At 46.8% G+C, this 22,113-nt stretch carries 21 protein-coding genes; 1 reads left to right on the top strand and 20 read right to left on the bottom strand.

Translation table 11 applies throughout. From position 1 onward, the window contains the following. Positions 1-11: 11 nt before the first annotated feature. The 19 genes from pstA to MKY92_RS02355 form a co-directional block, all read right to left on the bottom strand. Positions 12-899: a phosphate ABC transporter permease PstA gene (gene pstA / locus MKY92_RS02445; RefSeq protein WP_339185299.1), complete on the bottom strand. Its 888-nt coding sequence runs from the start codon at positions 897-899 to the stop codon at positions 12-14. A gap of 2 nt (positions 900-901) precedes the next feature. Continuing rightward, complete coding sequence (gene pstC / locus MKY92_RS02440) at positions 902-1,810, bottom strand: phosphate ABC transporter permease subunit PstC (protein WP_100528178.1); 909 nt, start codon at positions 1,808-1,810, stop codon at positions 902-904. Between the two features lie 142 nt (positions 1,811-1,952). After that, complete coding sequence (locus tag MKY92_RS02435) at positions 1,953-2,879, bottom strand: phosphate ABC transporter substrate-binding protein PstS family protein (protein ID WP_339298974.1); 927 nt, start codon at positions 2,877-2,879, stop codon at positions 1,953-1,955. Between the two features lie 570 nt (positions 2,880-3,449). Beyond that, a complete protein-coding gene (locus tag MKY92_RS02430) occupies positions 3,450-4,742 on the bottom strand; it encodes an arsenic transporter (RefSeq protein ID WP_339298972.1) in 1,293 nt (430 codons plus the stop codon). Between the two features lie 187 nt (positions 4,743-4,929). Then, on the bottom strand, positions 4,930-7,017 hold the full coding sequence (locus MKY92_RS02425) for a methyl-accepting chemotaxis protein (protein WP_339298971.1): 2,088 nt from the start codon (positions 7,015-7,017) through the stop codon (positions 4,930-4,932). A 172-nt stretch (positions 7,018-7,189) separates the two neighbouring features. Beyond that, a complete protein-coding gene (locus MKY92_RS02420) occupies positions 7,190-8,248 on the bottom strand; it encodes an EAL domain-containing protein (protein WP_339298969.1) in 1,059 nt (352 codons plus the stop codon). Positions 8,249-8,463: 215 nt separating this feature from the next. After that, positions 8,464-10,737: a bifunctional 2',3'-cyclic-nucleotide 2'-phosphodiesterase/3'-nucleotidase gene (locus MKY92_RS02415; RefSeq protein WP_339298967.1), complete on the bottom strand. Its 2,274-nt coding sequence runs from the start codon at positions 10,735-10,737 to the stop codon at positions 8,464-8,466. Positions 10,738-11,213: 476 nt separating this feature from the next. After that, entirely contained in the window at positions 11,214-11,630 is a 417-nt protein-coding gene (locus tag MKY92_RS02410) for a pyridoxamine 5'-phosphate oxidase family protein (protein WP_017690978.1), read from the bottom strand. Positions 11,631-12,079: 449 nt separating this feature from the next. Further along, a complete protein-coding gene (locus tag MKY92_RS02405) occupies positions 12,080-12,538 on the bottom strand; it encodes an NUDIX domain-containing protein (RefSeq protein WP_339298966.1) in 459 nt (152 codons plus the stop codon). Between the two features lie 86 nt (positions 12,539-12,624). Then, positions 12,625-13,398 carry a 5-oxoprolinase subunit PxpA gene (locus MKY92_RS02400; RefSeq protein WP_339298965.1) on the bottom strand — a complete coding sequence of 258 codons (774 nt, stop codon included), beginning with the start codon at positions 13,396-13,398 and terminating at the stop codon, positions 12,625-12,627. After that, positions 13,398-14,429: a biotin-dependent carboxyltransferase family protein gene (locus tag MKY92_RS02395; protein ID WP_339298964.1), complete on the bottom strand. Its 1,032-nt coding sequence runs from the start codon at positions 14,427-14,429 to the stop codon at positions 13,398-13,400. The genes MKY92_RS02400 and MKY92_RS02395 overlap by 1 nt, the downstream gene beginning before the upstream one ends. Further along, the gene (gene pxpB, locus MKY92_RS02390) at positions 14,426-15,142 is read right to left on the bottom strand and encodes a 5-oxoprolinase subunit PxpB (RefSeq protein ID WP_339298963.1); all 717 of its coding nucleotides are present in this window, start codon (positions 15,140-15,142) and stop codon (positions 14,426-14,428) included. Before pxpB ends, MKY92_RS02395 begins: the two co-directional genes overlap by 4 nt. Before the next feature lie 60 nt (positions 15,143-15,202). After that, positions 15,203-15,793: a histidine phosphatase family protein gene (locus tag MKY92_RS02385; protein ID WP_339298961.1), complete on the bottom strand. Its 591-nt coding sequence runs from the start codon at positions 15,791-15,793 to the stop codon at positions 15,203-15,205. Further along, positions 15,790-16,380, bottom strand: coding sequence for a DUF1572 family protein (locus MKY92_RS02380; protein ID WP_339298960.1), 591 nt, complete (start codon positions 16,378-16,380; stop codon positions 15,790-15,792). Before MKY92_RS02380 ends, MKY92_RS02385 begins: the two co-directional genes overlap by 4 nt. Positions 16,381-16,449: 69 nt before the next feature. Then, positions 16,450-16,779, bottom strand: a complete 330-nt coding sequence (locus tag MKY92_RS02375; RefSeq protein ID WP_101314894.1) for a DUF952 domain-containing protein — start codon at positions 16,777-16,779, stop codon at positions 16,450-16,452. Between the two features lie 51 nt (positions 16,780-16,830). Then, complete coding sequence (locus MKY92_RS02370) at positions 16,831-17,388, bottom strand: GNAT family N-acetyltransferase (RefSeq protein ID WP_339298959.1); 558 nt, start codon at positions 17,386-17,388, stop codon at positions 16,831-16,833. A 28-nt stretch (positions 17,389-17,416) separates the two neighbouring features. Continuing rightward, positions 17,417-17,824: a DUF2809 domain-containing protein gene (locus MKY92_RS02365; RefSeq protein WP_339298957.1), complete on the bottom strand. Its 408-nt coding sequence runs from the start codon at positions 17,822-17,824 to the stop codon at positions 17,417-17,419. Positions 17,825-17,828: 4 nt separating this feature from the next. Next, on the bottom strand, positions 17,829-18,380 hold the full coding sequence (locus MKY92_RS02360) for a GrpB family protein (RefSeq protein ID WP_339298956.1): 552 nt from the start codon (positions 18,378-18,380) through the stop codon (positions 17,829-17,831). Between the two features lie 376 nt (positions 18,381-18,756). After that, complete coding sequence (locus MKY92_RS02355) at positions 18,757-19,863, bottom strand: Ig-like domain-containing protein (protein ID WP_339298955.1); 1,107 nt, start codon at positions 19,861-19,863, stop codon at positions 18,757-18,759. 179 nt (positions 19,864-20,042) lie between these two features. Here MKY92_RS02355 and MKY92_RS02350 point away from each other — a divergent pair, with 179 nt between their 5' ends. Beyond that, positions 20,043-20,246, top strand: a complete 204-nt coding sequence (locus MKY92_RS02350; protein ID WP_076253873.1) for a hypothetical protein — start codon at positions 20,043-20,045, stop codon at positions 20,244-20,246. A gap of 229 nt (positions 20,247-20,475) precedes the next feature. Here MKY92_RS02350 and serS read toward each other — a convergent pair whose 3' ends face one another. Further along, positions 20,476-21,774 carry a serine--tRNA ligase gene (serS, locus tag MKY92_RS02345; protein WP_339298954.1) on the bottom strand — a complete coding sequence of 433 codons (1,299 nt, stop codon included), beginning with the start codon at positions 21,772-21,774 and terminating at the stop codon, positions 20,476-20,478. Positions 21,775-22,113: the final 339 nt, after the last annotated feature.

Here is a 22,113-nt window from a genome sequence, read left to right as displayed (position 1 = left end):
TTGGTTCCTCCTTATTTCGAAGCTGTCATGCGGCGGAATACAACCCGACCGATCCAGCGTGCACTTAGATTGAACGCCAGCACGAGAATGACAAGCACGGCGGATGCCCCTGCTGCCACCTCTTTGGAATCTGGCCCAATGCCTTCACTATTCACTTTCCAGATATGGACAGCAAGTGTCTCTGCCGGACGGAAAGGATTAAGCGGTGATCTTGGACTCGTCGGATTCCAATCTGTAAAGTCCAATGGTGGACTACTCATACCTGCGGTGAACATCAGCGCGGCTGCTTCACCGAAGATCCGGCCCGATGCCAGGATCGTACCCGTAATCAAGCTCGGCAATGCCACAGGTAGCAGAATGGAAGTGATGATCTTCCACTTGGACAGTCCAAGCGCCAGACCTGCTTCCTTTTGTTCCTTCGGAACGGCCCGGAAGGCCTGCTCCGTTGTCCGTACCATCAGTGGCAAGTTAAAGATCGCCAGAGCCAAGGCACCCGAGATCAGGGAGAAACCAAGACCAAATTGATTTACTAGCAGCAAGAGACCAAACAAACCGATAACGATGGAAGGGAATGATGACAATACTTCAACGACCAGACGAATAAAGCTGGTAATCTTGCCTGGTTTGGCGTATTCCGCCATGTAAATCCCGCCACCCCATCCGAGTGGAATGGTAACAATCAAGGTCAGAACAAGCAAGAATATGGAGTTGAAGAGCTGTGGACCAATCCCGCCGCCACCCTTAAGCAACTGAGGTGCGCTTGTCAGGAAGTTCCAGCTAATATGTCCAATGCCTCTATACATGATGAAGCCAAGCAGACCGAGCAATAGGATAACAATGAACAGGGCCAGTACAACGATAACGGATGTTGCAATTTTATCTACCGTCTTTGCCTTCATTTTCATACCCGGTTTCTCCTTTCAAGCAGGCGAACCAGAATGACGAAGACAAATGTCATCACCAACAGGACAAGCGCCATACTCCACAGTGCATTGTTATGAACAGAACCCATCGTGGTGTTACCCATGCTGAGTGTAATTACACTTGTTAATGTTGAAGCTGATTCGAGCAAGGATGTTGGAACATGCGGTGCATTACCGATAACCATCTGCACAGCAAGTGCCTCACCAAAAGCACGGGCCATACCCAAAACGACACCTGTCAACAAAGCTGGCAAAGTCGTTGGGATAATGACACGGTAGATGGTTTGCCAGCGAGTGGCACCCAGTGCGTAGGAGGATTCACGCAATCCTTTTGGCAACGCGGACAATGCATCTGCCATAATACTTGTGACCGTAGGAAGAATCATTACGGCGAGAACAAGACATCCGGCTGCAATCCCGACGCCTGTTCCACCAAAGATACTGCGAAGCAAAGGTACGATGACACTCAGACCGATAAATCCGTACACAACGGACGGAATTCCGGACAGAAGCTCAATCGCAGGCTGCAAGATCTTTTTCCCTTTACCCGGAACAATCTCTGTCATGAAGAGCGCTGCACACAGGCCAAGCGGACTTGCGATCAGTGCTGCAAGCAAGGTTGTAATGAAAGAACCTGTAATGAACGGCAATGCCCCGTAGAACGCAGGTTCTCCGGTCGGATTCCACGTTTTTCCACCAAGGAATTCGCTGATGCTTATTCCATTTTGGAAAAATGTGGATAGTCCCTTGGACGCTACAAAATAAACAATGGAAAACATGACAACGATCAGGAAAACGACACAAATCGACGTATAGATCCGTCCCGTCCACTCTTCCCAATAATGTTTCTCTTTTAAGGGCCGGCGCGGTTTCAACTTGTTATTCATTACCGTTCCCCCTTCGGTCTGTTCCATAACAACCATCCTTCTATAGTAGAATTAATGCAAAATATGGGATTATTTTAGAGCAAACCGCGTAAAGAGGCGGGACCTAAGTCCGCCTCTTTCGCTGTATGCGCAAGTTCAAAGATTACTCAACCACATTACCTGCTGCATCGCGTTTTACTTTCATACCTGACATTGGAATGTATCCCAGTTCTGTCACGTCGTTTTGTTGAATTTCGTCACTCAAGATGTAGTCCAGGAATGCTTTTGTTGCTGCATCTGGCTCACCTTTTGTGTACATGTGCTCGTAAGCCCATACTGGATAAGTTCCTGCTTCTACGTTCTCAACTGTTGCTTCTACACCTTCGTATTTCAACACTTGCAAGCTGTCATCCAAGTAAGACAAGGCAAGGTAACCAATAGCGCCTGGCGTTTCAGATACCAATTTTTTTACGTTACCAGAAGAATCTTCTTGAATCGAACCTTGGATATCACCCATTTTCGCACCCAATGCATACTTCTCGAAAGTTGCACGAGTACCGGAACTGCTCGGACGGTTTACAATAACAATTGCTTTATCCGCGCCGCCAACGTCTTTCCAGTTCTTTACTTTACCGGAGAAGATGTCGACCAGTTGTTGCTTCGTCAAATCTTCTACACCTGCATCTTTGTTGCTAACTGGCGCCATAGCTACTACTGCTACTTGATGGTCAACCAATTCTTTTACTTTGGCTTCGTCCTCCAGTTTCTCTTCTGCAAATACATCAGAGTTACCGATTGTAGCTTGTCCGTCAGATACTTGTGTCAAACCAGTACCACTACCGCCACCTTGAACTTGAACCGTTACGTTCTTATATTCATCAACTGCCATAAATTTCTGTCCAGCTTGTTCTACCAGAGGTAGCAATGCTGTCGATCCGACTGCCAGAATGTTACCGCTAAGCTCAGTAGCAGCTTCTCCTGATCCATTGCTTGCGGCACCCTCTGTACCAGCGTCATTTTTCGATCCGCATGCTGCGAGAACCAGTACGAACGTTAAGGTCATCAAAATAAACGGCAACTTTTTAAACATGTTTTGTTTTCCTCCCCCAATGTAGTGATGGCGTTTTGTGAATTTGTTTGTTCACCATCAACTCTTTACTCATTGTAGTTTCAGTATGTCATCTTAAAATCAGTGTTTTGTAAACGCAATGTTAAAAATATCGGCTGTATATTGAAAATCATTTGAGACAAATTGCGCTGAAGTGGGCGCTTCGGGAACGGACGTTGTTTCAATCGCTGTTATCCCCGGATCTATATGATTTACTATTCCCAAGGAATACATCCGGGGATAAAGGCGAACGCTTCGCTTTTCCACAATCGTTCCGTTCCCTTCGCTGTGTCAGCGCTCGTTGGATCTCAGGCATTTCAATCTCCTGCCTGGGAAGTAGGCAAAGAAGGCCAGCCCTACAATGGGCTGCCCTTATGTAAATTCTTTGTTGATTCTTTGATAGAGCAAGAAAATCTGTTTCTTCTATAGAAGGGTACAAAAGCAGGAAATAAAAAAACTGTCTCGCTGCCAGTGCGTAGCACCAGCTGTGAGAGCAGCCTTTTACATTGCAAAAGATTATCTTATTCATACTCAATGTAAAATCTAATTTTGCTAACCCAGAATCCATAACCACAATGCCAACCCGGCCAGGGTAATTAACAATGTAGGGATCGTCAGGATGATGCCTGCTTTGAAATAATACCCCCATGTGATCTTCACACCTTTACGGGATAACACATGCAGCCACAGCAATGTGGCAAGTGATCCAATCGGGGTCATTTTGGGACCCAGGTCAGAACCAATGACATTGGCATAGATCAATGCTTCTTGAATGATACCTTCGGTATGTGCGCCCTGGATGGCTAGCAGGTTAATCAACACGGTCGGCAGGTTGTTCATCACCGATGATAATACAGCAGCGATAATGCCCATCCCGAGCGAAGCTGCCAGCAAACCATGCTCTGCTATGGCATCCAGCCAGCGGCTCAGATGATTCGTTAACCCTGCATTACGCAGTCCATATACGACGATATACATGCCCACGGAGAACACCACAATCGACCATGGCGCTTCCTTAATTACCCGTTTCAGATCAACAGCCTCGCTCTTGCGTGCCAATAAAGCGAACAGCAACGCAACGGAGCCAACGATAACCGACACGGGAATCGGCAGAAACTCACTGGATGCATAGGCAACCAATAACAGCCCAAGCATGAACCAGGCGATTCGGAACATCCGTGGATCACGTATCGCTTCCTTCGGCTCACGTGCCGCGGAGATGTCGTAGCGAAGGGGGATGCTTTTGCGATAGAACAAAAACAACATCCCCGTACTCGCTACGATGGAGAACAGATTGGGTACAACCATGCGCACCGCATACTCCACAAAGGTAATACCAAAGAAATCGGCCGATACAATGTTAACCAGATTGCTGACGACCAGCGGTAACGATGTGGTATCGGCGATAAATCCACTTGCCATCACAAAAGCCAGCACCATGCGCTCATCAAACTTCAATGCACGCACCATTGCCAGCACAATTGGCGTCAGAATGAGCGCGGCACCGTCATTCGCGAACAGAGCAGACACCGCGGCTCCCAACAGAATGGAGTAGAAGAACAGTCTGCGACCGTCTCCTCCAGCCAGCCTTGCCATATGAAGGGCAGCCCATTCGAAGAAACCCGTCTCGTCGAGAATAAGAGAAATCATAATAATGCCGACAAAAGCCAGCGTTGCATTCCATACAATGGATGCTACATCCGAGGCATCATTTAAGCTGACAACCCCACACAGCAGAGCAAGCAATGCCCCGCCAGAAGCAGTCCAACCGATACCCAATCCACGAGGTTGCCAGATCACCAAGGTGATCGTCACTACAAAAATCAGTATTGCTACGTATACCATAGAGCCTCCTGCTGTATCCTGTATCAATATATTATTTCGTTAATTCGATCTTGTTTTGTAAGATTACACCGCTATACGCGCAGGATAACCAGACGATATATTTATACAGGGCAACAGGAACATTGTCTATCTTTATTTTCTTCTATTATAAAAGATGTGGTGAATTATGGCGTTCCAATGTTAGATTTTATTCTTTGCCCTTATCCTTCGGTGTGTCCTCTACCATCTTGAACATGCCAAGCAGTCCTTGTAATTGTTCCGCCATGCTGTTCAGATGTGCCGACGATGATGCTATCTCTTCTACCGATGCCAGTTGTTCTTGCGAAGATGCAGACACAGATTCTGTATTTGCAGCCGATTCCTGGGTTACACTCGAAATATCACTCATCGCCTTGGCAACGTGGGATGCACCACTCTCCAGTTGCTTCGTTGTTGCGGACAAGTCATCCAATGTATGAACAGCATCTTCCACCGCCTCCCGAATCTGGGCAAAGGATTGTCCTGATGTATTCACAGCCTGAATTCCTTCTCCCACCCGAGTCTGTGCTGCATTCATGGCGATCAGAGCGGCATCCATGTCCTGACGGATATTATGAACCACCTCACCGATCTGCGCTGCCGAACTTCCGGATTCTTCTGCCAGTTTGCGTACCTCACCGGCAACAACTGCAAACCCACGACCCGCATCCCCCGCTCTTGCCGCTTCAATAGAAGCATTTAATGCGAGCAAGTTGGTTTGTTTGGAGATGGATGCAATGACATCAACCATGCTACCAATCTCAACGGAACGGGCATTCAGAGATTGAACCACCGTCCCCAGCTGCTCCACTGTTTCCTGGATACTGTTCATCTGCTCAACAGCCTGTCCTGCTGCCTCATTACCAGAAGATGCTGCTCCGGACGTATTCCGCATATTCGCCGTAATTGATTGCACACGCTCCGACATCATTCGAACATCTTCTGCCATTCGGCTCATCTGTCCAGATCCGTCTTTCACGCTGTTTACCTGCTGCTCTGCACCTTCAGCCAGTTCCTGAATGGCCTGTGTTGAATGTTCAATCGCTTTGGTGGTTTGTTCTGCACTGGCAGACAACTCTTGAGAAGAAGCAGATACCTGCTCTGTCGTTTCCTGTACGCCCAGAATCATCATCCGCAGGTTATCGACCATTCGTTCAAAATACTTCGCCAGTTCTCCAACTTCATCTTTACGCCCTGTTTCCATTTTCACGGTCAAGTCACCTTTACTTACGGCTCTGGCAGATTCCTGCAGTCGTTTAATTGGACGCAGCATGGAGCGTGTAAACCAGATAATAAAGAGGAGCGTAAGGAACGTAGCCGCCAGAATAACAATAAATGTGGCCATACGAATATCCTTACTCGCATTGGTTATTTCACTCTTAAACATCGTGCCGGCAATTTTCCAGCCTGTTGCTTCATTTGTTGAGAAAATCATCATCTTCGGCTGATCGTTGTACACGTAATCGAATTGACCTTCTGGACCTTCATACATCTCATCCAGCAAGCCGCTCGTTTCCGGTGTACCTGCATCTGCTATAGGGGAAACGACATAGTTTTTGTTTGCATCCATAATAATGACGTAGCCTTCTTTACCCACCTTAATGGATGCTTGTTCTTGCAGATCTGTTAGATCCATAGACAAACCGACAACACCGGATTGGTCTTTTAATGTTTTGGAGATAAATACAACGGCAACGCCATCGGTATTAACAGACACCGCTGATACAACGGCTGTACCTGGCTTTTCCATCGCTAATTTGTACCACTCCCGCTCCCTAGGATCATATGCATCTCCCCGCGTACTGCTTGCTTTTGCTTTACCTCGAACCATGACTCCGTCCGTTGTTCCAACAAAAATGTTCATGGCATCGGGATGCAAACCCAGATATTGCTCCAGCTTCACCTGAAGCTCGGGACTATCGTTCTCTCCTTTGACCAGGCTCGGATCAAGGGCATCCGCGAAATAGTTAATATCATGAATCTTGTAATTCACTTGACTTTCTACAATGGTATTGGCAGTGCTCACACTTTGCATGGCACTATCCACTAATTGTCCTTGTACGCCATCTTCAGCCATCGTTAGTGTGATCAAGCCGATTGCCAAGCTTGGCAGGAGCAGTACGGCCAGGAAGGAGACCAATAGTTTGTTCCTGATATTCCAGACAAAACCTTTCTTTTTCTTCTTTTTATTTTGATTATGTTTTGGTTTGGCAGGTTTTGCTGCTTTCATTGGTTTATTATCCTGAGTTTCACTCATGTCTTTCTCCCCCTCTAAATGTAAAAAGCCCTCTTTCTTTGTATGTATGGATCAATCTAAAAGGCTTATCTTATATATCGGTTAAATGAGGGTATTTATTTGAGAGAAAAATGTGCAGACACGCCAAACAAGCCACCTCTGATCAGAAGCGACTTGTACAAGGTACAGGTTACTAATTATTCCATGAATTAGATGAAGTATTGGAGTATGGACCGCCTGGGGGTTGTGCCGAGGGTTTACCAAAATAGTAGCCCTGTGCAAGCTCAATACCTATGGAACGACAGAATTCAAACTCTTCCATCCGTTCGATCCCCTCGGCAAGGACTTGCCCACCAAATCGACTCGACATCTCAACAATGTGAAGAATTTTCTCTTGTTTGGTCGAATCCTGATCACAACGGTCAATAAGACTTCGATCTATTTTGACAAAATCCGGTTCTAACCGATTCATCAACTCTATTGTTGAATATCCGGCACCCACATCATCCAGTGCAACAGACATTCCACGGGAGCGATACACCTCAAATATTTGCTGCAAGATGGGCATATGCTGAATCTGCTCTGTTTCCACGACTTCAAACACAAAATCTTTAGGGTCCAGCGAAAGGCGTTCAATCGCTTCAAACGTATGTGTCAGACAATATTCGGGATTGTATATGGAGGAAGGCAGGAAATTTACGAAGCGTTTGACACCATGCGGCAGAAAAAGGGCACTGGTCTCAATAGCCGTAATACGCGCCAATCGATCCAGAAAAGAATGCAGCCCAGTCTCACGCGCAACTTCAAATAATTCATAGGAACTGAAGGATTTTCCATTCTCGGCAGGACGAAGCAAAAACTCATATCCGATAATCTGCTCTGATCCATCAACGATGGGTTGCATATGACTGCTGAATTGATGCTCCAGAATAATGGAAACCAGCTCCGCATGCTTGAAACGGGACTCCTGCATGGTTAGACTAATCCAGCTTTCTTCATTAGCCTGTTCGTATATAGGCATAATCTGAACAGTTAGGGAATCACGTAATGTCGGATCCATTTCGCCGATCTTTTCTATTAAGCTCTGAACCGTCTCCAGATTCGAAAAATGCATCCACATCATGTCATCCGACGTCTCGATAAGTCTTCCCGGCATTTGTAGCGCTTCCAGCAAAGCGGGGGAAATGGGACGCAAGTACAAGGTACCTTGGCCCTCTATAGGATAGATTGGACTGCAGCCACTGCAATTCATGTAGGACCCCCCTTGCCAATTTAGATTCCATGTCCATTAGATTTCACTTGTATATACCCAAAGTTTGTAAATATTATATCATGGGTCTTAAAATTAATCTCTACTGTTTTGATGACTTCCTGTATGACGGTTCTTGGAACAAATATATTCAAATTTGCAGAAAAAAGACCGACAGTCTGATGACTGTCGGTCTTCTCCTCACCGCTTATTAAACTTTAAGAAGCGGGAATCACGATTTTCTGTCCAACTTTGAGGTTATGCACATCTGGAATTACGTTAAATGTGGCAATCTTGCGCCAGTCCACACCATATTTTAAGCCGATACGGTACAAGTTATCGCCTTTTTTCACGACATATACCACTTTGCTGCCCGCTGATTTCTCAGGCTGTGGCTTGGTCGTTGGTTTGGTTGGAGTAGTCGGCTCCGTAGGTTTAGTTGGCTTTGTAGGCGTAGGAGCAGGCTCCGTACCTGGTTTCGGAGTTGTTGTTGCTTCTCCAGTCAATTTCATTCCGTATTCAGCAAAACCATCATCATTTGTACCAATGAAAGACATCGCCGGGTTCGCTTCAACCAGATCTTTCGCATCCGGGGAAGAAGCAAACACAACTTCAAGATCGTTCAGCGCTGCTGCCGTTAACCCAGCAGATGGTTTGATTGGTGCCAGGGACCAGTTGCCGTCCGCTGCCGGATTAATCGTTTTATTCTCACGGATGTAGTCGATGATCACTTGACGGTTCTCATCCGGTGCAGCCAGAACGATCCGTTTGCCGTCCGGGTTAGCCAGTTTGGATGAAGAAGCACGGTAGTTATTTGTCGCTACAATGAATTTTTGTGCTGGGTCAACCGGTTTGCCGTTAAAGCTCAGGTCCTTGATCCGGCTTGCGGATGCATTAACAATCGTAGCTTTGCTATCGTATTTGGCTGGTTGGGTCACATCAATCTGATACGTTACACCATCGATAACATCGAAGTTGTACGTTGGGAAGTCGTTGTTGATCAGTTGTTGTTGTCCACCTTTAGCCGGGTCGATCTGGTTGAACTGGCCTGCAGACCATTCCAGCCATTCTTTCAGTTCCGCACCGTTAACCATTACAGCATGTACCGTATTTGGATATACGTACAGGTCAGCAACGTTTTTGATGGCAATGGTGCCTTTAGGGATATTCGTGTAATACGAAGCGCCTGAACGTCCACCTGCTTTGAACGGTGCACCTGCGGACAATACAGGGATTTTCTCATATTCCGTACCTTGCATATGTTTTTCGACATACCATTTCTGTGCATTCGTTACGATCTGAATGGATGGATCATCCTGTACCAGAGCGAAGAAGCTGTTAATAGGAGCAGTCGTCTCGCCCACCGGACCACGAACATACTCCAATGTACCTTCATGCTCTTCATGAACCGCATCAATGATATCCTGATCCGCATCTACCAATGGCTTTTTGTTGGCTGTGTCATAGATTGGGCGTGCTTCCGTTTTGGAATCTACCACTTTCCATTTGCCATCAACCAGCTCCAGATCCAGGTCGATGATACCAAGATGATCACCCCAGAACCCTGGCTCTACAGCAGGAACGCCATTAATTGTACCTTTCTCAAGGTCTACCCCTTTTTTGCCGGCAAAATCAGCACTTGGGAATACTTTGTGAGCATGTCCAAATAAAATGGCATTAATGCCTTCTACCTGGCTCAGGTACAATACGGAGTTCTCCATCAGATCCGTTTGAGGAATATCCTCAAATCCGGAGTGAGGGATGGCTACAATAATGTCGGCACCTTCGGCTTTCATTTTCGGAATGAATTTTTTCGCGGTAGCAATAATATCCTTGGCGATTACTTTGCCTTCAAGGTTAGCGCTATCCCACTGCATAATTTGTGGTGGTACAAATCCGATCACACCCACTTTAATCGTATGTTCTTTGCCAGTCTCATCCGTTACCTTTTTATCCAAAATCTCATACGGTGTGAAATAGTTCTTGTCATTTGTCTCATCATCATCACCATCATCTACATAGACATTGGCATTAATGTAAGGGAAGTTTGCTCCCTCCAGTGTCATGTCCAGGAAGTCCAGACCATAGTTGAATTCATGGTTGCCGATGTTACCTGCATCATAATCGAGCAAATTCATCGCTTTATATACAGGGTGAGTCTCACCCTTTTTCAGTGGATCAATCTTCGCAACATAGTCTCCCAGCGGGTTACCCTGGATCAGATCACCATTGTCAAACAGCAAGCTGTTCTTGGCTTCATCACGCGCTTTTTTGATCAGTGTCGCTGTTTTGGCGAGTCCATACTGGTCTGTCTCTTTGTCGGAATAATAGTCGTAGTTAATCAGATTGTCATGAATATCTGTTGTCTCCATGATCCGCAGTTTAACTTTGGCAGCATCCGCAGCCGATACTGGTACCGGAAATACTGCAAGCACGTTTAATGCAACCAAAGCGGCAGTCAGGCTTGATAATACTTTTTTACTCGTTTTCAAAATAACCCCTCCCGGTTATGTACATTGAATCATGCATGAATGGGCAAACGAAGAGCGCAGAAAAAAGATAGATTTCATGGGTTGTGCGTACTGATGCTCAGATGACATGCATCGGAACTTCAGGTAAGTTTATCTCACATGAACATCTATTTATGTCTGTGCTTGCCGTTTACATTCCAAATCATAACGCAATGTCCAGCCATTGAAAAGCATTATTTTTACATTACCCGCACATACCTAGGCGAGTTTACATTATCATGCGTGATTTCGACATTTTTTTCAACATTTTAGTAGGTATATAGTGCTTATTATCTTTAAAATACGTATATTACATGTGCCTTACATGTATATCCAATTCAGCGTTATTCATCCATACCAAAAACCGTGAAACCTTAATGGCCTTCACGGTTGGATCAAACTCTGCGCGTATTTTCGCATAAGGACGCTACTTTGCAGAGGTTATGTTCATATTCGGATTATTGTTCCCACACATGATGTTCATGATCTTTCCCCGTGTATTCAATACGAGCCGGGGTGATGTCCAGAATGACATAGTTCGGATCGTTAGGTCCATCGAACCAGGCCTTCAGTTCGTCGTTCCACACTTGCTCACGCAAGCCTTCGTTCTTCGTCACTTCACAGGTTCCTTCAATCTCAACCACTTCCTTGGAACCACCAGCCTCATAACCAAGTAGAAGGCTAACATTCGGATTATTCTCCAGTTCCTCTACTTTGTGTGTACGACGGTTCGTTGCCAGATGAATGTTCAGTCCATCGTTGAAAAGCGCCATATAGCGGGATTTCGGTTTACCATTCTCCACAGTGGAGAAGCTGCAAAAAGGGTTGTTTTCCAATGCTTTTACAATGTTTTGTTCCAATTCAGTCTGGTTCATGGGAAGTGCTCCTTTCGGTTTGGGGGATATTTGAAGAACGTTGTAGGCGGCCGTTCCGGGTACGGATCGTTCTTTGGATCGCTGTTATCCCCAGATTTTTTTGATTCCCTTTTCTCAAGGGAAAAATCCGGTGATAAAGGCGAACGCTTTGCTTCCTCAGAATCGATTCCGTCCCCTCCACTACGTCTACCGTTCTCCCAATTAAGGGTGGATAATAAAAAGTACAAGAGACGTGTAGTTATTACTATCTCTTTGTCTTTAATGACATTAATCCCTTATTACTAGAGACAGCTTAATGCAAATGCTTCTGTAATAAGCCTGTACTTATAGTGTACCCACCTCACCTATGGTGAATCCATGAACCGATACGTTAACGTGACAAAATTGGAAAAGTTATTTATAAAAATGTTTACATACCGGGGTTAGCACGATATTTCTTCATGGCTAATTTAATTCAGATCTCCAAGATAGATTGAAGAAGAGCCTGATTTAAGAAGCAATTCGCCAATCGTTTTTGGATATAAACGAATCTGGGACAGCTCATCAATTGCAATCCATTCCACGGCGACTTGGTGGTCGTCTGGATTGGAGCCTTCAAAAACGGTTGCCTCAGGATTCTTCAAGCTACACGCAAAATAAAATTCAACCTGGTGGATGTCTGCATCCCACTCGGCGAATTCATGGTTTTTACCGATATACTCCCGGATATGTAATAGCTCTCCCACGTTCACGGCCTGACCAATCTCCTCCAGACATTCGCGCGCGACCGCATCCTTGAGTTCTTCACCTTTCTCCTGTCCTCCACCTGGGAACACATAAGCGGTACCATATTGGCCTTCCAGCCGGATGACCAGCAATCGTCCATCCTGCACAATGACAGCCTTTGCCGAGTTGCGTATGGGTTTCATTCTGTTCATTCACTCCTTGTCATTCCAAAATTTCAAAGTTCAATCCTAACAACCTGATACTACTGTTGTTCTGCTGAACATGGGTATCATCCCGTGGTATGCGCAGATAACTTAATGCCTTCCGATTCCAACACACGACGAATCTCTTGAGCAAATGCGAGAACGTTTGCTCCGTCACCGTGGATACAGACCGTCTCTGCCTTGATGGGAACCAATGTACCATCCGTGGATACAACTACTCCGTCTTTTACCATCTGGAGCACTTGAGCAATCGCTTGTCCCGATTCTTCAATGAGGGCTCCAGCTTGGCTGCGAGGAGTTAACTTTCCGTCCGTCCCATAGGTTCGATCCGCAAACACTTCGCTCACACTACGCAGACCGATGCGATCCGCGGCATGAATCAGCTCACTGCCCGCCAGACCATACAGATACAGTTCAGGCTGTACTTGATAGATCGCCTCGGTGATGGCTTCAGCAAGCTTCGCATTTTCTGCGGCCATATTGTATAAGGCACCATGTGGTTTTACGTGATGCATTCGCCCTCCGCTTGCCCGGACAAAGGCATCCAGCGCACCAATCTGATACACCACCATGTCATATGCTTCCTGTGGCGTAATGTCCATACGTCTTCTGCCAAACCCTTGCAAATCCGGCAACCCGGGGTGGGCTCCAATTGCCACCTGATGCTCCAATGCCCTCTCTACCGTCAGCCGCATTGTAGCCGGGTCTCCTGCATGAAACCCGCAGGCAATATTGGCTGATGTAATCAAGGGTAGAATGGACTCATCGGATAGCGTGCGATACATACCATAACTTTCGCCCAGATCACAATTGATATCCAAGGTTTTCGAGGTATTCATTAAGCGCCCCCCATTCCTGCCATTCTCCTGCGTATCAGTTTATCGATGAGCTGCATGTTGCGTTCCTGTTCCATGTACAACTGACAGGCTTGATCATCCGTAATCTTTTTAAAAGAAATTCGGGTTCCTGGCCTAGCCTGAGCCAGGATTGGCATATCCACCCGAGCTACCTGTGCAATGACAGGATAACCTCCAATCGTCTGATGGTCCACCATCAAGATGATGGGCTGACCATCCGGTGGCACCTGCACCGTGCCATAGGTAACGGCTTCAGACAGCCGATCCAGAGGCTGATCCAGCTCCAGTATGGAGCCTTGCAAGCGATAGCCCATCCGATCGGATTGCGAAGTGATCACGTATTTTTCGGCATAGAATTGTCCCAGACTTTCTTGGCTGAACAGCGAACTATCCTTGCTCTCCATCACACGAATAACAGGTTGCCCATAATAGTCAGGTCTTTCACGTTCAGATAAAAGCCACGCAGGCGCCAATATTCGGTGGTCCCGCTCACTCTCCTTTACCTGATGCTCCGTACGCTGCATCCATACTCGCGCATCGGCTGAAGGTTCACCATTGGATAACAGATCCCCCACGCGCAAGGCTCGCCCATCCATACCGCCAAGACCTGTCTTGAGGTCTGTACTTCGACTGCCCATCACTTCAGGCACAGCTATTCCACCCGCAATCGCCAGATATCCACGCAAACCATGACGACATGGGCCAAATTTCAGTACACTTCCAGCCCGCACCAGCACAGGACGCCACAAAGGTACAGGCAGATGATCCACCGTTGCCGTCAAATCAGCTCCACATAGTGAGATAAGCTGGCTCTCCTGAAATCGAAGCTCCGGCCCCGTCATCGTCATCTCCAGCACTGCTGCATGTCGGGAGTTGCCCACAAGCATATTGGCTGCTCTGGCTGCAAAGGTGTCCATGACCCCGCCAGGATGAATACCATACCGGCGATAGCCGGCTCTGCCTTCATCCTGAACGGTAGATAACAGGCCAGGGCGAATCACTTCAATACTCATCGTTCGCCCTCCTTCCGCTTCAACGCCAGATAGTCCTGCATCGTAATCTGTTCGAATCGAACCCGATCACCTGCTGCCAGCAAACTAGGTACGTTCTCATCCGGCCGAAACAACCGGAGTGGCGTTCGTCCAATACATTGCCATCCTCCGGGTGTGTCCACCGGATAGATTCCCGTCTGTTTAGCACCAATACCTACTGTACCCGCCTCAACCCGAATCCTTGGCGTTGCCCGTCTGGGCGTAGCAATCTGTTCAGACAACCCGCCGAGATACGGAAAACCCGGTGCAAATCCAATCATATGTACGAGATAATCCCCGGATGTATGAATCGCAATAACGTCTTCTGGGGTCAGTCCATGTTCACTGGCAACGTAGTCCAGATCAGGCCCCCACTCGCCACCGTAACATACGGGAATCGTGACCGTTCTGGGTTTGTCTTGTACGGATTCCTTCATTTGATTCAACTGCTGAAGCAGAATCTTGCATAACTGAGGGTAAGAGGAGATGAACGGATCATAAAATATTGTAACGGACGTGTATGAAGGCACCCATTCAATCATGGCTGGCAGAGTGCTTTTTTCCAGCAAAGCACATACAGACATCACTCTGCGCTGCACAGCATCAGACAATTGATCCCCGCACTGGATGATAACTGCTGTCTCACTCAGCGGAGATAGGATCTTCTCCGTCCATGAATACGTCATTTCAGTCATGCGCCATCTCCCCTTTGTCCACAAAGTTTGCTAGCGTTTTAACGTCAGGGCATCCATCTATTAAGACTCCCTTGACGAATCCAAATGTACGCTGCAATTGTACAGTTCGCATTGCCACGTATTCTCATTCTTGGCGATCCGGGTAATGGATGTGTTGGACAACTTCACGCTGATATCCAGTTCAGGCACCAGTCCTCGCAGTGTATTCCGCAGGACGGCTCCGTGACTGACAACGATCACTCTTCCATCGGGGTGCTGCCGTACAATATCTTCAAGCACCGCACTACCTCGAACAGTCCCTGCATCTACAAGCTCACGTCCCAGATCCAGAGTACTCCAGTCCGCTCCCCACTTGGCTAACCGTTCCTCTTCCGTCGTTCCTTCGACCTGTCCTCCGCCCATCTCGCGAAGTCTAGGGTCCAGATGAATCTCCTGAATGCCCAAGCGATCACCAATGATGCGAGCCGTCTCACTTGCACGTTCCAAGTCACTTGCATAGATGGCATCCCAGGATTCCTCAGCCAGTCTCGCGGCAAGTAATACCGCCTGTTCCCTGCCATCCTGATCCAGCGGATTATCCGTCTGTCCCTGCGAACGTTTTTCCTTATTCCACGCTGTACTTCCGTGGCGAATCAATGCAATTTGAGTCATTGTTGCTCCTCACCTTTTTCTATATGAAGTTCATCTTCTGTAAAATGTTTGCGTGCCTTCGGCTTGGCAAATTTGCCGCCGTTATATTGATCTGACCCGTTTCTCGGAATGGAGAGACTGTCCCAAGCTGTTTCTTTAAGCATTTTCGCGGCAAATACAATCTGCCCGACATGATACGGATAATGCGCCAATTGCCGAATAATTGCCTCCATGACGGTATGTCCTTCATTCCGAATATATATGATATGAGACAATTGCTCCGGGGTAAACGAACGAATGGATTCGAGTAGACAATTCCAGCCTTCTTCCCATTTGGAGAGCAGCTCTTCCCGGGATGTAATATCATTCACGAATTCGGCGTCCCGTTCACGCCACGGTTTCTCACCATCTGTTGTCAGTACATCCGTCCAACGGGACAGCATATTGCCCCATAGATGTTTTACGATTACCGCAATGCTGTTCGCGTCTTCATTCCAGGATTGAAACAATTGCTCGGACTCCAGTTGTGCCATAGCTTTTTCCCCGAGCTGCTTGTAATACAAGAATTGCTTCTCCGCTGTCTCCAGAAAAACCTGATTCATATCCATCCGTTAACCACCCTTCGGAAAAGTATGTTGTCCCCAGATCATGTTCAAACAGAAGCGTCACATGTTATTTTATTCAGGAAATGAAAACGTACCGTCTGCATTCGGTTCAAATGGAATGACTTTGCGCACCGCATCCAGATTGAGCTCTCCATAGATATGTGGATATAGTTCATTTAATTCGTAGAGATCCTCATACACCAGTTCTGGCTCTAACGCCTTCTCATCAATACTAAGTAATAACAGATCCGTGCGGCCTGCATAATATTGCCCGGCTACCCATGGAATCTGTTCCTTGGTGGAACAATGAATGAATCCGTCCGTCTCCAGGCTATCTGGTGCATACTCAGTCCCTTTTGACACTTGCTCCCACAACGAACGGGAAATAATACTATAGATCATGGTTCCGCCTCCTTCAATTTCTGCGATGTACCCTATGTGTCATTGGAAGTATTATAGATCATCCCGGATACGGGAGTACAATTTTTGATCCGTAAATACACCTTTGATCTTCAACTGTTTGCGTAACAAACCTTCGTACGACATGCCCAGCTTCTCCATTACGCGTGCAGAGCCTATGTTGCCTGCATTACATTTCCCATCCAACCGATTGCAGTCCAATTCCTGAAAGCAATAATCCACGATGGGTTGCATCGCTTCTGCTGCGAGCCCCTTACCCCATTGACTGCTGGCTATCGCGTACCCTAGTTCAGCACTCTGCATGGGTTCGTTGAGATCAAAAATGCCACCCCTCCCGATCAAGGTCCCTGTTTCCTTTAAAACAAAAGCCCAGATATGTACCGTTTTCCGTTCATAATTATCCAGCACCCGCTGAATATATTGAATTGAATCCTCCACCGTCTCATGGCAGTTCCACAAGCTTTGCTGACTCACTCGCGGATCAGAGGCAAACGCATAATATTCATCGAGATCATCCATCGCAAGCCGCCTCAGCTTTAACCGCTGTGTTTCGAATTCGAGCGATTCGGCAAAAAGTTTTTCTACATTCATACAGCACCCCTCCATGATTCACTTGAGTTCATGATCCAGCCATCTTATTTCTCAGGAAATAACGATCTATCACAAACATGCACAGAATACCGACCGTATATCGAATCAGATCGATCACCAGAAAACCATGTCCCAGAATAAGAGCACCCCATACAGTTGAACGTATCTCAATCAGCCGAGGCGTCTGAATCAACTGTGAGAACTCAATCGTCCAGCTGAATACACAGCTCAAACACATCGCCCATACCAAGCTGCGATGAGGCCACACCATGCGTACTCCGAAATAAATCATGCCCGCCCAACATGCATCTCCGAGATGTTCATACACCCAATCTGGCAATCGTTCACCATAGTGTCTGGATGCGAGTCCTGCCGCCATGGTCATCATGACTGCGAAGAAATAGATCAGCCTGTCTTTGATAAGTAAACTTTTCAATCAATCACACGCCTTCATTAAGCACTTGTAAAATAAATTGCGTTTTGGCAGCGGTATACGATTCCCTGTCTTCTTTATTCTCATCAGCAAGCTTCGTCTTCAGGACGGCGTAAGCTTCTACCAGATCTGGGCGTTTTCTCAGCACATCCCGAAACCGAATTTGACGATCCCAACGCTCCTCTCCCGGACGCATCAGATGAAGGTGTACCGCTCTCTTGCCATCCTTAACCCTCACCCAGAATCGTCTGTACTCCCGTCCATCCAGTCCAGGCGGAACGTAATTCCAGCCCACCGGATTCAGCTGATCCGCAATCAGATCCATATCATCCCATGACTGTACCTCTGCCATCAGATCAATAATCGGCTTGGCGGGTAACCCTGGAATGGACGTGCTTCCAATATGTTCGAATTGCTGGATATCAAACTGCTGTAGAAGACGTTTGAGTTGCCGGATTTCTTCCTGAGCCTGTGCGTCCCAGTTGGGGTTGGCCGGAGCAATCTCTACCGACTCTGTCGCCCAGGCAGGCCAGTTCTCTGGTTGCATTGAATCTTTCATTCAGGTATCTCCTATTCACCATGACATTTTAAATGGTAACCTTCTCTGTATTTTTCATAGGTGCGTTGCTTCATGCGCTCAATCGTAGTGCTCCGTTGAAATGTAAGTATGGAACTCAGGGATAGAAAAAGATATTTCAGGTAAGCCAGATCACTAGAGTTAGAGTCTGAGCTTATAATCGAAGCTTTCATTTTCATCCCATCCGATCCTGTTATATTGTTGTTCAAGCAGAAGGCATTTCAGATACATATTTCTATATATCCAAAAAAGGAGCGTATGTCTACGCCCCTAGTTGTCTGTTACATTGATGATTTTAACGATGTCATGTGCTGAAACTAATTTTTGATTCATGCAAGATGCTTCATTATATGAAGATTTATTTTACCGTCACAGGGATCGTCACTTTTTTGTTGCCCCACTTGGCCGTGATGGACGTTTTCCCTTTGCCTACAGCCACGATTTTGCCATTTGTTACTGTCGCTACGCCCGGCTTTGTGCTGCTCCACACCGCGCTGTTCGTCACAACAGTGGTTTTACCCGTATCATACTGGGCCATCACACTCAGCGTTGTGCTTCCCTGTGGGGACAAAACCAGTTTTTTCTGGCCAGTAATCAGCTTTTTGAGCAAAGGTACAACGGTAACCTCTGCCTTTATTGTCTGATTTTGATAAGTTCCTGTCAAGGTCGCTTGTCCTTCTGTCAGTGTCTTGACGGCTCCATTTTTCACGATAGCTACATTTGTATTGGAAGAGGTCCATATCACTTGTTTCGAAAGGTTGATCGTTTTACCGTTTGCGTAGGTGCCGATAACCTTCAACGCTTTGGACTTCTTGATATTCAGCTGCATAGTTGCAGGGGTAACCTCGACTTTAGTAATCTCATCCGTCACAGCAACGGGAACTTTCACAATCGTTGATCCATACTTGCCTTGCAGCAATACTCTGCCGGGCGTAACGCCTTTGATTTTACCGTTTTCCAGGACAGCCGAAGAAGTGGATACGGACCACACAATCTCAGACGTCACATCCTCTTCCTTACCATTCGCACGTGTAATACTTACTTTCGGAAGAGTGCTTTCACTGCCTTTAACAAAACTGTAGGATTTCGGTGAAGCTTTGATGCTTTTGATCTTCTCCTGCACTTGGACAACCAACTGGGCTTTAGCCCCGTCTACTTCTGCAAAAATCGTTGCTTCGCCCGCGGCCACAGCCTTGACTTTGCCTTTCACCATCGTCGCGACTGCTGCATTACTGGTAGACCAAGTCACGCCTTGGGTAACATCCTGCTTGTTATCAAAACCTTCAACCGTTGCCATCACCTGAAGTGCAGCTGTTTCGGAGACACTCATTTTCTGCGGGCTGCTATTGGTTATTTCAATCGATGTCACATCTCCGGTAGCCGCCAAAGCCAACGAAGGGACCAGTACGGTCAATGCAATCATTAGAGCAAGTGTGCCTCGAAGCGCCAGTTTGATTCTATTCATTTTAATTTCCAACTCCCATAATCCAATATTTTACTTCTATTATATTATATCGGATACGAATTGCATAAAGTTGAATAACATAAGTGGGAGTCTTGGAACAATTCATGATTTTCATTGTATAATATGGGAAGGTCGCGTAATACTGTTTTAATAAACCTAAAAAATGGGGTGGGATATGTATGATCGAAAAGAATTTGCTTGATATGGTTTCACCTAAAAATAACCGTAAACGTATGAAAGCTATCGTCACTTCGACATCCACCAAGATTCGTCCTGAAGACGAAATGGTTCTATTGATGAAAACAGCCCGCAATCGTTTCAAAAAAGCCCTTGAATCTGGACAAATTGAAATCATTAACGAGCGTGAATGGAAGCTGCGTTAACATTTAAGAAATAATTTTATTTACTTACATAAACGAAGAAATTTTAATCAAAGAAAGTAAGCTAAATCTTAGGTCCAAGCACTAACCAGATCAGTTAAATTCAGCACAAAATATTAGGAGATCGGTTCTTTAAATAGTGTTACCGTTTAAAAGGGGATGTCCATCGTCACATGCAACATGACGTGTGGAACATCCCCTTTTCTACTTCCTAAAGCGTTACCTAACCTCTCTAATTCACTTCATCCTGCTCTGGCAAAATCAAGCTCTCGGCCCCGCCCATATAGGGCCGCAGGGCTGCCGGAATGTGAATGCTTCCATCCTCCTGCTGATGATTCTCAAGCAACGGAATCAGGATACGCGGCGATGCCACCGCCGTATTATTTAGCGTGTGACAATAGGCCAACTTGCCTTCGGCATCGAGGCAACGAATATTCGAACGGCGAGCCTGAAAATCATGCAAATTCGACGACGAATGTGTTTCTCCATATGCACCGCGACTCGGCATCCAGGTCTCGATGTCATACTGTTTGTACGTTTTCTGCGACATATCTCCGGTACATACAGCGACAACACGATAAGGAAGTTCCAGTAATTGCAGCAATTCTTCGGCGTGTCCCGTAATCTCTTGCAGCATGCGTTCCGATTCTTCCGCATCAGGGGCACAGAGAATGACCTGCTCAACTTTGGCAAATTGGTGCACACGATACAATCCGCGTACATCACGTCCGCCGGAGCCAACCTCACTGCGGAAACACGTCGATACCGCGGCCAGCTTCACAGGCTCTTGAACATCAACAATCTCATCCGCATAATACGAAACAAGCGGCACTTCAGAAGTGCCCACCAGCCACTTGTTCTCCCCTTGGAGTTCATAGACCTGATCTCGACCCGTTGGGAAGAATCCGGTGTTCACCAGTGCATCCTCCCTGACCATCAGTGGTACTTCCATCGGTGTAAACCCGTGCTTCAGCAGCAGATCAAGCGCAAGTTGCTGTACTGCCCGATGTAATAACAGGCCAGCACCTTTTAATACATAACTTCGCGTACCGCCAATCTTAACTCCACGGGGAATATCGATGAGATCATGCAACTCCCCAAGTTCTACGTGATCTTTGGTGTTATACTCGAACGTTGGTACCTCTCCCACACGTCGCAGCTCTAAATTGTCTGCGTCCGACGAGCCATTAGGGGTATCCGGTGATACGATATTGGGTACCAGCCATTGCAGCTTGGTTACTTCCTCCTGCACAGGGGCAAGCTTCGCCTCCACCTGTTCCAACTGTTCATTGATCTGTTTTACCTGAACCCGCAAGCCCTCAGCCTGTTCCCGATTCCCCGCTTGCATTAGCCTGCCAATATCAGTAGATAACGTATTGCGCAACCTGCGTCCTTCTTCCGATTCCTGCAAAAGTGCTCTACGTTCTTCATCCCGCTCTAACAATGTGCGAATGTTGATCTTGATTTTTTTCCCGTCTGCTGCGGCCTGAACCTCTTCTGCATGTGCCCGAATCCATTTCATTTCCAACATGGTCACCGTCTCCTTTGGCTGTAAAAATACAAAGAGCGCCCTCATCCCTTGGGACGAGGAGCGCTCTGCTCGCGGTGCCACCCAACTTGCTGAATCAGGATATCCTGCTTCCAGCCTCTTGGTCCGCGATAACGGGCGGTTCCGGTTAACTTGGGGAAATACCGCTCCCCTGGCGAAAACGCCTCCGAGTTGGATGCTCTTCAACGGCATGGTCCGATCTGTAATTGTTGGTCTCAGTATATACGAACGCCGGACCTAATTGCAACTTTCTGTATCGATCAGGAATTCATGGCACAACTTAACATGTCCTGTTATGATAGACTTTGTCTTCAAGATTGC

Source organism: Paenibacillus sp. FSL R5-0623, from assembly GCF_037974265.1.
In the GTDB taxonomy this organism is placed as follows: Bacteria; Bacillota; Bacilli; order Paenibacillales; family Paenibacillaceae; genus Paenibacillus.
This window is presented reverse-complemented; position numbering and strand designations above follow the sequence as displayed.